Genomic DNA, 13,213 nt, shown 5'->3' with positions numbered 1-13,213 from the left:
GACTGACTGAGCCGTGAAGCTGGATTCCATGTACCAGGACGTCATCCTGGACCACTACAAGCACCCGCACGGGCGCGGTCTTCGGGACGGCGACGCCGAGGTGCACCATGTCAACCCCACGTGCGGTGACGAGATCACGCTGCGCGTGCGGCTCGACGGCGCGACGATTGAGGATGTGTCCTACGAGGGCCAGGGCTGCTCCATCAGCCAGGCCAGTGCGTCGGTGCTCAACGACCTCCTCGTCGGCAAGGAGCTCGGTGAGGCGCAGAAGATCCAGGAGACGTTCCTGGAGCTGATGCAGTCCAAGGGCCAGATCGAGCCGGATGACGCCATGGAGGAGGTACTGGAGGACGCGGTGGCGTTCGCCGGTGTCTCGAAGTACCCCGCGCGAGTGAAGTGCGCGCTGCTCAGCTGGATGGCCTGGAAGGACGCCACGGCCAAGGCCCTCTCCGAGGAGGCGAAGACCGCATGACCGACACCCCGACCACCACCAAGCCGGCTTCCGAGGAGGAGGTCCGCGAGGCGCTCTACGACGTCGTCGACCCCGAGCTGGGCATCGATGTCGTCAACCTGGGGCTGATCTACGGCGTCCACGTCGATGACGCCAACATCGCCACCATCGACATGACGCTGACCTCCGCGGCCTGCCCGCTGACCGACGTCATCGAGGACCAGGCGAAGTCCGCCACGGACGGCATCGTCAACGAGCTGAAGATCAACTGGGTCTGGATGCCCCCGTGGGGCCCGGACAAGATCACTGACGACGGCCGCGAGCAGCTGCGCGCGCTGGGCTTCAACGTCTGAGACGTCGCCACCCGCAAGACCCGCCGATACGGCCGTGCCCACCGGATATCCCGGAGGGCGCGGCCGTATCGCTGTGCCGGGGCCCGGTGGGTCCCGCCGCGGGACGGACCCACGAAAGTTATGTACGGCCGTACGCAACGTTGTGTACGCTCGTCCACATGGTCTACGTGACGCTTGCCTGCGCGATCCTCTCCGAGATCCTCGCGACCACCGCGATGAAGTACAGCGACGGCTTCAGCAGACTGTGGCCGTCGCTGGCCACCGCGCTGGGTTATCTGCTCGCCTTTGCGCTGCTGGCCCAGACGCTCAAAACGATGAGCGTCGGCACCGCGTACGCCATCTGGTCCGGCGCCGGAACGGCGGTGATCGCGATGATCGGGATGGTCTTCCTGGGGGAGAGCGCCACTGCGCTGAAGCTCCTCGGGGTGCTGCTGGTCATCGCCGGGGTCGTGGTGCTGAATCTGGACGGGGCGCACTGATGGCCCGGCGCTACGATCCGGACCGGCGGCAGCGGATCATCGATGCGGCGATCGCCGTGGTCGGTGAGCGCGGGATCGCCGGGCTCAGCCACCGCGCCGTGGCCGCCGCGGCGGATGTGCCGCTCGGCTCGACCACCTACCACTTCGCGACCCTGGACGACCTGCTGGTCGCCGCGTTGCGGCAGTCCAACGTCGTGTGCCTGGACGACTTCGCACGCTGGGTCGACGGCATCGATCCGGCGGCACCGCTCGCCGAGAAGGTCGCGAGGCTGGTCGAGGACACGCTCACCGGTGACCGCAGGCGGATGGAGCTGGAGTACGAGCTGTATCTGGCGGCGCTGCGGCACGAGGCGGTGCGGCCGATCGCCGCCGAATGCCTGGACGAGATGGTGCGGCTGCTCGGACAGCGGATCGGCGATCTGCGCACGGCGCGGACGGTGGTGGCCCTCGTCGACGGGCTGGTGTTGCAGCATCTGCTGACCGGGCAGCCCTTCGACCCCGAGGCGGTGCGGGCCGGGCTGGCCGGGGTGCTGGACTGAGCCGTCCGGCAGCGGGCCGTCTTCCGGGCCCGGCGGGCGGGGTGGCGCGACCCGTGCGGAGGGGGGCCCGGTCGTTGAGACCGGTTCGCCTCGGCGGGCGCCCTCCGGTTAGGTTTCGGACATGACCGATGCTGCTGTTTCCGCTTCCCTCCCCCAGGCCCTGAACGGGCTGGGAGGTGCCCCCATCCCCGGCGCCGTCGCCGCCGGGCTCGCCACCGTCACCTCCGACGGCACCGTTCTCGACACCTGGTTCCCGGCGCCCGAGCTGGTCGCCGTGACGGCCGAGGGCCCCGGCCCGGCCGGCACCGAGCGCCTCGACGACGCGCGCGCCACCGAACTCCTGGGCGCCACCGTGCTCAAGGCGATCGGTCCCGACCCGGTCCGTGATGTCGAGGTCGTCGCCGTGCGTACGGTCATCGCCTCCCTCGACGACAAGCCGCTGGACGCGCACGACGCCTACCTGCGTCTCCACCTGCTCAGCCACCGGCTGGTCAAGCCGCACGGGCAGAACCTGGAGGGCATGTTCGGCCTGCTGGCCAACGTCGCCTGGACCTCGCTGGGCCCGGTGGCCGTCGACCAGGTGGAGACGGTGCGGCTGAACGCCCGCGCCGAGGGGCTGCACCTGATGGTCACCAGCATCGACAAGTTCCCGCGGATGACCGACTATGTCGCGCCCACCGGGGTGCGGATCGCGGACGCCGACCGGGTGCGCCTGGGCGCGCACCTCGCGGCCGGCACCACCGTCATGCACGAGGGCTTCGTCAACTTCAACGCCGGGACGCTGGGCACCTCCATGGTCGAGGGCCGGATCAGCGCGGGCGTGGTCATCGGCGACGGCTCCGACATCGGTGGCGGCGCCTCCACCATGGGCACCCTCTCCGGCGGCGGCAAGCAGATCATCTCGATCGGCGAGCGCTGCCTGCTGGGCGCCGAGTCGGGCATCGGGATCGCGCTCGGCGACGAGTGTGTCGTCGAGGCGGGCCTGTACGTCACCGCCGGCACCCGTGTCACGCTGCCCGACGGCCAGATCGTCAAGGCCCTGGAGCTCTCCGGCGCGGACAACATCCTCTTCCGCCGCAACTCCACCACCGGCACCGTCGAGGCCCGCCCGAACAAGGCGACCTGGGGCGGCCTCAACGAGGTGCTGCACAGCCACAACTGAGCGCACGGCCGTCACCGGGCGCACAGCGGCAAGTGAGAGCTCAGCCGCGGCTGAGCGCACCGGCACGGCCGGCCGTGCGCAAGTGACCGTGCGCAACTGACCGTGCACGGCCGAGTGTTCACGGTGGCGGCAGCGGCCCGGCGGGAGAACCGCCGGGCCGCTGCCCTTTTCCGCTTCCGCGCAGCCCCTGTGCCCGGCCCGGCCGGACGCCGATAGGCTTTGCGTTATGCGTGATCTTGTAGCGGGGATGCGGTATCTGGGCAAGGGGCAGCGCTGGGTCGCCCAGCACGGCCGGTGGTGGGGATTCGGGCTGATTCCGGCGTTGATCGCGCTGGTGCTGTACGCCGGGGTGCTCACCGTGCTCGCCCTCTGGTCCGGCGATATCGCCGCCTGGGCGACGCCGTTCGCCGACGACTGGGGCTCGCCGTGGCAGGGGCTGCTGCGCGGGGTGTTCGTGGGGCTGCTGTTCGCCGGCGGGCTGATGCTGTCGGTGCTGACGTTCACCGCCGTCACCCTGCTCATCGGCGACCCCTTCTACGAGTCGCTGTCGGAGAAGGTCGAGGAGTCCGAGGGGTACTGCCCGCCGTCCCCGGACCGCCCGCTGTGGCAGGAGATCTGGATCGCCCTGCGGGACAGCGTCCATGTGCTGCTGCGGGCCGCCGGTTTCGGGATCCTGCTGTTCGCCCTCGGGTTCGTGCCGTTCCTCGGCCAGACCGTGATCCCGGTCCTCGGCTTCTGTGTCTCCGGCTTCTTCCTCGCCGTCGAGCTGACCTCGGTGGCCATGCAGCGCCGGGACATTCCGGTGCGCGAGCGGCTGCGGCTGCTGCGGGGCCGCAAGGCGCTCGCGATCGGCTTCGGCACCCCGGTCGTGCTGCTGTTCCTGATCCCCTTCGTCGCGGTGGCGCTGATGCCGGGCGCGGTGGCCGGCGCGACGCTGCTGGTACGGGACCTGGTGGACGAGGAGGAGCCGCCCGCGCCGGACCGGGGCGAGGGCCCGTACGGGCAGGACCGGGCCGGGGCGCCGTACGGGCAGCCGGGCGGCTTCGGGCCGGCGCCCGGCCCGTTCCCCGCTAGCCAGGGACAGCCGCAGGCACCGCAGTACCCACATCCGCCGTCCGGTCCAGAGTCGTCCGCAGCGCGTCCGCCAGCCGGCTGGTGAGCTGGGCGTCCGCCGCCAGCAGCGGACCGCGGACCGGTCCCGCGGGCAGGCCGAGGTGGTTGAGCAGCGCCTTCGCGGTGACCGTGCCGGGGTGCTCGCCGCCGGTCACCGCCTCGATGAGCGGGAGCAGCGCGAGCTGACGGCGGGTTGCCTCGGCCGTGTCGCCGGCGTCGAAGGCGTCCAGTACGGCACGTACCGCCCGCGGCGCGGCATTGCCGGCGGTGCTGACACAGCCGCTGCCGCCGAGCGCGCGGAGCGGGAGGATCTGCTCGTCGCAGCCCGCGTAGTAGGCCAGGCCGGTCGAGGCCAGGACCTTCGCGGACTTCAGCGGGTCGTAGGCGCAGTCCTTGACCCCCGCGATCCGTGGATGGGCGGCCAGTCGCAGCAGCGTCGCGGCGGTCAGTGCGGTGCCGGTGCGGCCCGGGATGTCGTAGAGCATCACCGGCAGTCCGGTGGCGTCCGCGACCGTCCGCAGGTGGTGGGCGACGGCCTCCTGGGCGGGCCGCGAGTAGTAGGGCGTGACCACCAACAGGCCGTGGGCGCCCGCCCGTTCGGCGCTGCGGGCCAGTGCGACGGAGTGTTGGGTGTCGCTGGTGCCGACCCCCGCGGTGATCCGTGCCCGGTCGCCGACGGCCTCGGCCACGGCCCGCACCAGGGCTTCCTTCTCGGCGTCCGAGGTGGTCGGGGACTCCCCGGTGGTGCCGCTCAGCACCAGTGCGTCGCAGCCGCCGTCGTCGACGAGATGGGTGGCGAGCCGCTGCGCGCCGTCGGTGTCGAGCGCTCCGTCGGCGGTGAATGGGGTGATCATGGCGATGGCGGTACGGCCGAAGGGCGGTGCGGCCACCGGGGGTGCCAGGGGGGTGGTCATGGTCTCCATGCCAGGAGTCTGAGGGCGCCTCATATTTCACGTCCACTTAGTTGTACTGGCTGATTTGTTAAGCAGCGCTACGTCCAGCGCGGGGCCGGAACGTGAAGCGGCCGCCGCGCCTTCCGGTGCGACGGCCGCTCGGGCATCACAGGCCCATCACGCGCCAGTCAGGCCATTCCGCGAACGCTTCAGGTCCTGGGTCCGCTCGGCGGCGGACTCCTCCGACGACTTCGGCTTCCGCTGGTCGGTGCGCCGCTCGGCGGCACGGTCCTTGTTGCCCGACTTACGGTTCTGGGACTTCGGCATGATGACTCCCTAATGTCTCGCCGAATGTTTCTTACGATCCCAGTACCGCACCCCCTGCGGCAGTTGGCCCCCTGGCGTGGGCCGGACGGGTGACGGGAGCGTCACACGCGGTGACGTGCCGCGGAGGCTACGGCTTGATGCGCAGCACCTGCGGATCGTGGTCGCTGGCCTGGTCCGCGTACTCGGCGTTGATGTGCACGATGTCGTAGTCGGCCCGGGTCAGCCGCCGGCTGGTGAGCATGTGGTCCAGCACCTGCGAGTTGCCGTTGTAGACATAGCCGTAGCGCTCCGCGGCGGGCAGCCGGCCGACCTGGTCGGTGAGCACACCCCCGGCGGTGAGGCTCTTCAACGCGGGGGAGAACTGGTAGTCGTTGAGGTCGCCGGCCACCACCACATCAGCCTTCGGGTCCTTGGCCAGCAGATCCTTGACGAACGCATTGACCAGCCGGGCCTGGGCGGTGCGCTGGGTCTCCGAGCTCCGGGCCGGTGGCTGGAAACGGCTGTCCAGGCCCTGGTCGCCGCCCTTGGAGTTGAAGTGGTTGGCGATCACGAACACCCGGCTGTCCGGGCGGCTCTTGAGGGAGAACTGCCCGACGAGGGGCTTGCGGCTGGCCTTCCACGCCGGGTCGGCGGGCGCGATCCGGCCGGGGGAGGCGGACAGGGTGGCCCTGCCGTGGTCGGCGACCACCTGCACCGGGGTGGTGGCGTCGCCGCCCTTGACGTCCGTGAAGGACGCCCGGTCGGGGTTGAACAGGAACGCCACGCGGATATTGCCGCCGGGCTGACCGCCGTCCTGGTCGTTGACCGGGTCGATCTGCCGCCACTCGTACGCCGGGCCGCCGGCCGCCTTGATGGCGTCCGTGAGCTTGGTGAGGGTCTCCCCGGCGGTCACCACCCCGTTGTCCTTGGCGCCGTTGTCGTCCTGGACCTCCTCCAGCGCGACGACGTCGGGGGAGGACAGGTTGTGCACCAGCGCCTTCGCCAGCCGGTCGAACTTGGCCTGCGGGGTGGTGGGGGCCAGGTTCTCGACGTTGTAGGTGGCCACGGCCAGCTCGTCGGACTTCTGCTTGCGGGTGGTCTCCGGCGCGGGGCCGTGGTCGGTGAGTGTGCCCAGCTCGGTGGCCTGGAGCGAGTAGCCGCCGAAGCTGTCGTAGTCCAGCGGGCCGGCGGTGGTGCCGGTCAGCTTGTCGCCGACGTCGGCCACCGGGAAGGGCCGCTCGGAGAAGGGGATCAGCGACGTCACCTTGACCCGGCCGCCGTTGGGGTCCGCGTACGAGCGGTAGAGCGTGCCGCCGCGCGCCGTGCGCTGGTGGCGGGGCTCGGCGGTCGCCCACAGCTCGTTGTGGGTGTTGGTCGCGCCGACGACCGGGGCGTCCGACACCGAGACGCGCATGCCCTCCAGCGACTCGTAGCGGTCCAGCGCGTACGAGCCGGGGCGCAGCTTGAGGGACTCGATGCTCTTGCCGTCCGCGGTGGGGGCATACCGGTTCGGCACCGAGGACGGGGTGAGCTTGAAGGCGGCCGGCACCGGGGCGCCGGAGGAGTTCACCGTCCAGGTGGCGCCGGTGATCTCGGTGACGGACTGGAGGCCGGCGTCCTTGCCGCCGGGGTAGTACTCGCTGACCGTGCCGGAGAAGGTGAGCGCATCGCCGACGGCGACCTTCGGCGTCTCCTTGCCGGTGAAGACGAAGACCGCCTCGCTGGTGGCCGGGTCGTTGTCCGGGTGCGGGTCCTGCACCCAGAAACCGCGCGCCGAGCCGAACGACCGGACCGCGGTGACCGTGCCGGGCACCTCGCTGACCTGCTGTCCGGCCAGCGGGGATATGCGGGTGCTGCCCTGGATGTCGTGGATCCGGGCGCCGGCCGCGGAGGCGGACTGGGTTGCGGTGAGCAGTCCGCCGGCCAGGGCGGCGCAGGCCACCGCGCTGACGGCGACCGGTCTGCGGAGCGAACGACGGGACGGCATGGATGCCTCCGAGGGTGATGGGGGGTGGCTGGAATGTGCGTGCGGGAGCCGGACCGGTGCGCTACGCGCGTCGATCTGCGTCAATCTCTTGTGCACGCACGGGAGTTGTCAAGCTTCTCCGGGTGACCGGGAGGGGGCGCGGGGGTGAAGCGTCCGAGTTACGGGGAATTCCGTCTACGCTTGGGCGGCGCAACGAGCCGTAGTCCGTCCGAGGAGCTGAGCACCCGATGTCCGCAGACCGCCCCACCCTGCCGCCGGTGCGGCTGCACTCCGAAGCGGAACTGGCCCGCGAGGCGCTGAGCGCCCCCCTGCTGGCCCGGGCCGCGAAGCTCGCCCGCTGGGCCGAGCGGGGCGTCCCGGTCGGCGTCGGCGGCGAGATCCTCGAAGAGCCGCTGGCCGCCGCCACCGAGCACCTCGGCCTGGCCGGTGACGAGGACGGCCCCGCCTACACCGCCGAGGCCTGGCAGCTGGCGGTGGACACCGGACTCGTGGAGATCGAGGAGACCACCGACGGCGAGGACGGCGCGGACCTCCCCGACGACGCCGCGGCCGGCACCGCCACCCCCGGCGACGAGCTGGGCCTGCTCACCTCCGGCAGCCCGCAGGACATCCTCGACATCTGGCTCGGCGGTATGGAGACCGTGCTCGCCGACGCGGCCGCCCCCGATCTCGCCGATCTCGCCGACCAGCTCACCGAGAGCGGCGAACTGGACCTGGACGCGATCGACTGGAACCCGGAGGAGGAGGCCGAGCTGCTCGACGGCATCCTCGGCAACCTCTATCTGCTCACCGCCCTGAACGAGGGCCCCGACCAGCAGGTTCCGCTGCCCGCGCTGGCCGCCTCCATGATCGTCCCGGACGATATGGAGGAGCCCACCGACGACATCCTCGAAGAGGTCTCCGAGGCGATGATGCGCCTGGACGACCAGTTCCGGGTGCTGGAGCCGATCGGGCTGGTCGCCTACCAGCCCGTCGACGAGGCGCTCATCGAGGAGCTGGACGAGGACGGCGAGACGGTCCTCTCCCCGGGTGCTTCCGGGGAGCCCACCGCCGAGCCGCTCACCGACGAGGACGTCTCCCGCTACGGCCTGGTCCGCCTCACCCCGCTCGGTGTCTACGCCGTACGCGCCCGGATGCTGGATGCCGGGGTGCACGCCCCGGCGGTCGGCGACCTCACCGACAAGGGCGCCGATGTCCTCCTGGACGCGCTGCCCGACTACCCCGAGGCGCTCGCCCAGGCCGAGTCCGAGCTGTGGCTCACCGCCCGTACGCCCCTGGACGCCGCCCGGGACCTGCTCGCGGCCGCCCGCGGTGACGACGAGCGCGCCCCGCAGCGCCGGCTCGCCGCCCAGCAGACCCTCTCGCTGGTCTCGCCGGACGCCGAGGCCGCGCTGCGCGACGTGCTCGACGACCGGCAGCTCGGCGGCCTGGCCCGGGTCTGGCTCGCCGAGCGCGCGCTGCCCGGTATCCCCGAGCCGTCCCAGGAGATGATCTTCTGGCTGACGGTGGACACCATCGCGGCGCAGCTGGACAGCGCCGACGAGGACGCCACGGGCGAGCTGCGCGACCTCGTGCAGGGCCTGACCGATCAGCACAGCGGGTTCTTCGACACGGCCTGGCGGGTGGACCACCCGGGCACCGCCGACGTCCTGGAGGCCATGGGCCGGCTGCACCCGGACAAGAAGGCCGCCAAGGAGGCCCGCAAGGCCGCGTTCAAGGCACGCTCGCGGCAGTCCGGCTGACGGACACCGGACACGGCAGGGGCGGATCACGTACGCCCGGGGCCGGTCCGGCGGATCAGGACCCACCCGGGTTCCGGTCCGCCGGACCGGCCCCAACTGCTTCCTGGATGTCGCGCCGCGTTCAACTGGAGTTCGACGACGCACGAGAGCGTGTGCGACGCAGGCACAGGGGAGAAGAAACCGGCCCTCCAGGAGATGACCATGCCGCTCACCCGCAGAGACTTCGCCAAGCGTTCCGCCCTCGCCGGCGCGGGCGTCACGCTGGCCGGCAGCGTCGGGGTGCTGGCCACCGCGCCCGGAGCCCTCGCCGAGGAGGTGCCGGACGCCGGCCGGGACGGCGCGGCGGACGGCCACGGCATCGGCTACGGCCCGCTGGTCCCGGACCCGGACGGCATCCTCGCGCTGCCCGCAGGGTTCTCGTACAAGATCATCACCCGGACCGGGGTCACCACGCTCGACAGCGGTGAGTCCACCCCCTCCAACCACGACGGCACCGGCACCTTCGAGGGCCACCGCGGCACCACCCTCCTCGTCAACAACCACGAGCTGAAGGGCCCGCGCGCCGACTGGCCGCACCCGGTGCCGCTGACCGAGGGGCTGGTCTACGACCCGGCGGCGGCCGGCGGCTGCACCGTCGTCGAGGTCGCCAAGGACGGCACACCGGTCGGCGAGCGGGTCGGTATCGCCGGTACGTCCACCAACTGCGCGGGCGGTACCACCCCTTGGGGCACCTGGCTCACCTGCGAGGAGAACGAGGACAAGGCCGGCCAGCACGGCATGACCAAGGACCACGGTTATGCCTTCGAGGTCGACCCGCACGACCTGCGGGCCGGCCGCGACCCCAAGCCCGTCAAGGCGCTGGGGCGCTACGCCCACGAGGCGGTGGTCGTCGACCCCAAGCGCGGCCACCTCTTCCTGACCGAGGACGCCGACACCCCCAACGGCCTGTTCTACCGCTGGACCCCGCCGCACGGATTCCGGCACGGCCGCGGGCAGCTGCGCACGCTGGCCGAGGACGCGGGTGTGCTGGAGGCGTTCAAGTGCTTCGACTCCGGTGGCCGGTTCGTCGACGACCTCTCGCGTGCCACCAAGGCCGGCACCGTCTACGGCGTCGACTGGGTCGAGGTCCCCGACCGTGACGCCCGCAAGGTCTCGGTGCGCAAGCAGTTCAAGGACGGTCAGGTCACCCGCGCCCGCAAGCTGGAGGGCCTGTGGTGGGCGGACGGCGGCGCGTACGTCGTCTCCTCGTACGCCCGGGACGAGAGCCCGGTCCAGCACGACGGGCAGGTCTGGTTCTACGACCCGCGGCGGCGAACCCTGACCCTGAAGGTGCTGCTGGGCGTCAACCAGGACCCCGCGAAGGACGGTGCGCTGGACGGCCCCGACAACATCACCGTCTCGCCCTACGGCGGGCTGATCATCGCCGAGGACGGCGAGGGCGTGCAGCACCTCTTCGGGGCCACCGACGACGGCCGGACCTATCCGATCGCCCGCAACGACCTCAACATCGGCACCGCGGACGAGCCGGAGTTCAGCGAGTTCACCGGGCCGGTGTTCTCCCCGGACGGGCGGACGCTGTTCGCCAACATCCAGGAGCCCGGCATCATGCTCGCCATCACCGGACCCTGGAAGCGGCAGCGCCGGCAGAAGTAGCCGTCAGAAGGAGCCGTACCCCGGCGGCGGGGCGGGTGCCTCAGCCCGCTCCCGCCGTCAGCAGGTAGTAGTCCAGCAGCCCGGTCTCATAGGCCGTCAGATAGCGGCGCGGCCAGTCGTCGCGGAGCTCCGGCTGCTGGGCCATATAGCGGTCGTAGTACTCCCAGACCCCGTCGCCGACCGACCGCACCCGGACCTCGCGCAGCCCCGCCGCGGTCAGCGTCCCGGCGACCTCGTCCACCACATGCGGGACGTCCAGGCCGTCGGCGTACGGGGGCAGCAGCGCGGGCAGCTCCCGGGCGGCCGACCGCGTGCGCGCGAAGAAGGTCGTCAGCGCCAGCCGGCCGCCGGGGCGCAGCACCCGCGCCGCCTCCCGGGCGAAACCGGCCAGATCGCGGAAGTGCTGCGCGGCCTCGACGGAGAAGAGGCAGTCGACGCCGTCGTCGGGGAGCGGGATGCGCTGGGCCGCGCCCTGGACGAACTCCAGCCGCCCGGAGGCCGTTGCGGACGCGGTGAGCAGCGCCGCGTTCGCCTTCCGGGCACGGGCGATCTGGTCGGGGTGCGCGTCCAGCCCGATGACCGTCCCCAGGCCGAATTCCCGCAGCGCCAGCGCACAGCCCAGCCCGCGCCCGCAGCCGACGTCCAGGGCGGTGCGGCCCTGCGGCCGGTCGAAGGTGCCGAGCACCAGACGGTAGAGATCCTCTTCGCTGCGCACCCGGTCGGACTCGGTCAGCAGCCGGTCCGCGGGACCGGGCAGGCCCGACCAGTAGCCGAAATTGATGAAGCCGCCGGCGAAGGCGGGGACGGTGCTGAGGTCGAGCTCGCCGTAGATCCTCACCACCCGGTCGGGAAGGTCTGGGGGCGCTGGGCCGTCCGGGGGGTCCGCGGGGCCGGCCGGCGGCTGCTGCGTCATCGAACGCTCCTCGTGCGTGCCGTGGGGGATGCGCCGCGACGGGCTGGGCCCGTGGACGGGGCGGGCTGAAGGGCGTGGCGGAGAGGGGAACGGCGGGGGCGGGCGGACGGGGAAAGGGAGGCGGTGAGCTCGACGGATACGGACGACACAATTTTCGGCCCTGGGCCGTTCCCGCACCAGGGCAGGCCGTCCGGCGGGGGCGGCGCGGCGGGACACCGCGGACCTGAGGCAGCGGTGGGACGGTCCGTGGGCGGGGCCGCCGCCGCGCGGGCCCCGGCCCGTCCCTGACGGGCCCGAGGGGCCGTCAGGGACGCGGGCGTCAGCGGCTCACAGGGCCTTGGCGGCCGGTTTGACCATGCCGCGTACCGTGCGGGAGTCGACGAACTCGCCGAGCGCGGTCATTTCCCACTCGCCGGAGAACTGGCGGATGAGCTTCGCCATCATCACGCCCGTACGCGGCTCCGCGTGGGTGAGGTCGAAGCGGACCAGCTCCTCGCCGCTCTGGGCGTCCAGCAGGCGGCAGTACGCCTTGGCGACGTCGGAGAACTTCTGGCCGGTGAAGGAGTTCACGACGAAGACCAGGCCCGTCACCTCCGGGGGCAGCCCGCCGAGGTGGACGGTGATCGCCTCGTCGTCGCCGGCGCCCTCGCCGGTGAGGTTGTCGCCGGAGTGCTGGATCGCGCCGCCCAGGATCATCAGCTTGCCGAAGAAGCAGTTGTCGATCTTCTTGCGGTCCGGGCCGAAGGCGATGACCGAGGCGTCCAGGTCGATGCTCTTGCCGCGGAAGGCGGGCTCCCAGCCGAGGCCCATCTTGACCGAGCTGAGCAGCGGACTGCCGCCCTTGACCAGCGAGACGGTCTGGTTCTTCTGGAGGCTGACGCGGCCCTTGTCGAGGTTGATCTTGCCGGAGCCGGGGGCCGGGGCGGCGGCCGCGGCCGGTGCGGCCGGTGCCGGGGGAGTGGCGGCCGCCGGCGGGGCGACCGGGGCCGGTGCGCCGGCGGGCGGTCCCCACTGGCCGGCGGGGGCCGGGGGAGCCTGCGGCGCCGGGGGAGCGGGGGGTGCCTGCGGGGCGGCGGCGGGGGCGGCCGGCTCCTCCACGCTGACGCCGAAGTCGGTGGCGATCCCCGCCAGGCCGTTGGCATAGCCCTGGCCGACGGCGCGGACCTTCCAGGCGCCGTTGCGGCGGTAGATCTCGACGACGACCAGCGCGGTCTCGGGGCCGAGCTGCGGCGGGGTGAAGGTGGCGAGGACGCTGCCGTCGTCGGCGTTACGGACCGTGCCGGTCGGTTCCGTGCCGGCGAAGGTCGCGCCGGGGGCGTCCGGACTCGCGGTGACCACGATCTTCTCGATGCCGTCGGGGACCGCGGCGGTGTCCACCGTGATGGTGTCGCCGCCGCCGGCCGCCGCGGAGTGCGTCACGCCCGGTCCGCTGGGCTGGTTGTAGAACACGAAGTCGTCGTCGGAGCGCACCTTGCCGTTGGCGGCGAGCAGCAGGCCCGAGACGTCCAGCCGCACGGGGGCGGTGACGTCCACCGCCACCCGCACGGCGCTGAGCGGGAGGTTCGAGCCAGGAGTCATAGCGGTCATGCCGGGCTCAACGATCGGCTCGCCTTTGCGGTTCC

General features: G+C 72.1%; 13 protein-coding genes. 8 read left to right on the top strand and 5 right to left on the bottom strand.

Annotated elements, in window-relative coordinates; all coding sequences use genetic code 11:
• Positions 1 to 13 precede the first annotated feature (13 nt).
• The 6 genes from sufU to M8I34_RS31330 all read left to right on the top strand — a co-directional run bounded on the left by sufU (position 14) and on the right by M8I34_RS31330 (position 4,143).
• A complete protein-coding gene (gene sufU / locus M8I34_RS31355; protein ID WP_030086263.1) occupies positions 14 to 472 on the top strand; it encodes a Fe-S cluster assembly sulfur transfer protein SufU in 459 nt (152 codons plus the stop codon).
• On the top strand, positions 469 to 804 hold the full coding sequence (locus M8I34_RS31350) for a metal-sulfur cluster assembly factor (protein ID WP_030086261.1): 336 nt from the start codon (positions 469 to 471) through the stop codon (positions 802 to 804). Before sufU ends, M8I34_RS31350 begins: the two co-directional genes overlap by 4 nt.
• 158 nt (positions 805 to 962) lie before the next feature.
• On the top strand, positions 963 to 1,283 hold the full coding sequence (locus tag M8I34_RS31345; RefSeq protein ID WP_250055203.1) for a multidrug efflux SMR transporter: 321 nt from the start codon (positions 963 to 965) through the stop codon (positions 1,281 to 1,283).
• On the top strand, positions 1,283 to 1,822 hold the full coding sequence (locus M8I34_RS31340; RefSeq protein WP_250055200.1) for a TetR/AcrR family transcriptional regulator: 540 nt from the start codon (positions 1,283 to 1,285) through the stop codon (positions 1,820 to 1,822). The genes M8I34_RS31345 and M8I34_RS31340 overlap by 1 nt, the downstream gene beginning before the upstream one ends.
• A 121-nt stretch (positions 1,823 to 1,943) precedes the next feature.
• Positions 1,944 to 2,984 (top strand): 2,3,4,5-tetrahydropyridine-2,6-dicarboxylate N-succinyltransferase, encoded by a 1,041-nt coding sequence (gene dapD / locus M8I34_RS31335; protein ID WP_250055198.1) that lies wholly within the window; start codon positions 1,944 to 1,946, stop codon positions 2,982 to 2,984.
• Between the two features lie 226 nt (positions 2,985 to 3,210).
• A complete protein-coding gene (locus M8I34_RS31330) occupies positions 3,211 to 4,143 on the top strand; it encodes an EI24 domain-containing protein (RefSeq protein WP_250055196.1) in 933 nt (310 codons plus the stop codon).
• Here M8I34_RS31330 and dapA read toward each other — a convergent pair.
• From dapA to M8I34_RS31315, 3 genes are all read right to left on the bottom strand, one after another.
• Complete coding sequence (gene dapA / locus M8I34_RS31325; RefSeq protein ID WP_250055194.1) at positions 4,055 to 5,020, bottom strand: 4-hydroxy-tetrahydrodipicolinate synthase; 966 nt, start codon at positions 5,018 to 5,020, stop codon at positions 4,055 to 4,057. The genes M8I34_RS31330 and dapA overlap by 89 nt on opposite strands.
• A 147-nt stretch (positions 5,021 to 5,167) precedes the next feature.
• On the bottom strand, positions 5,168 to 5,317 hold the full coding sequence (locus tag M8I34_RS31320; RefSeq protein ID WP_018091848.1) for a hypothetical protein: 150 nt from the start codon (positions 5,315 to 5,317) through the stop codon (positions 5,168 to 5,170).
• A 127-nt stretch (positions 5,318 to 5,444) separates the two neighbouring features.
• Positions 5,445 to 7,283 carry an endonuclease/exonuclease/phosphatase family protein gene (locus tag M8I34_RS31315; RefSeq protein ID WP_250055191.1) on the bottom strand — a complete coding sequence of 613 codons (1,839 nt, stop codon included), beginning with the start codon at positions 7,281 to 7,283 and terminating at the stop codon, positions 5,445 to 5,447.
• 227 nt (positions 7,284 to 7,510) lie between these two features.
• On the opposite strand from M8I34_RS31315, the gene M8I34_RS31310 reads away from it, so the two are divergent.
• Both M8I34_RS31310 and M8I34_RS31305 read left to right on the top strand, forming a co-directional pair.
• Complete coding sequence (locus tag M8I34_RS31310) at positions 7,511 to 9,025, top strand: hypothetical protein (protein WP_250055181.1); 1,515 nt, start codon at positions 7,511 to 7,513, stop codon at positions 9,023 to 9,025.
• 201 nt (positions 9,026 to 9,226) lie between these two features.
• A complete protein-coding gene (locus M8I34_RS31305; protein ID WP_250055179.1) occupies positions 9,227 to 10,678 on the top strand; it encodes an alkaline phosphatase PhoX in 1,452 nt (483 codons plus the stop codon).
• A gap of 40 nt (positions 10,679 to 10,718) precedes the next feature.
• On the opposite strand, the gene M8I34_RS31300 is transcribed toward M8I34_RS31305, so the two are convergent.
• Complete coding sequence (locus M8I34_RS31300; RefSeq protein ID WP_250055169.1) at positions 10,719 to 11,591, bottom strand: class I SAM-dependent methyltransferase; 873 nt, start codon at positions 11,589 to 11,591, stop codon at positions 10,719 to 10,721.
• Positions 11,592 to 11,918: 327 nt separating this feature from the next.
• A complete protein-coding gene (locus tag M8I34_RS31295) occupies positions 11,919 to 13,169 on the bottom strand; it encodes a TerD family protein (protein ID WP_250055256.1) in 1,251 nt (416 codons plus the stop codon).
• Positions 13,170 to 13,213: the final 44 nt, after the last annotated feature.

This window comes from Streptomyces sp. MCA2 (assembly GCF_023544705.1).
GTDB classification, from domain to species: Bacteria; Actinomycetota; Actinomycetes; order Streptomycetales; family Streptomycetaceae; genus Streptomyces; species Streptomyces decoyicus.
The sequence above is the reverse complement of the archived record's forward strand: the minus strand, read 5'-3'. Positions and strand labels throughout refer to the sequence as shown.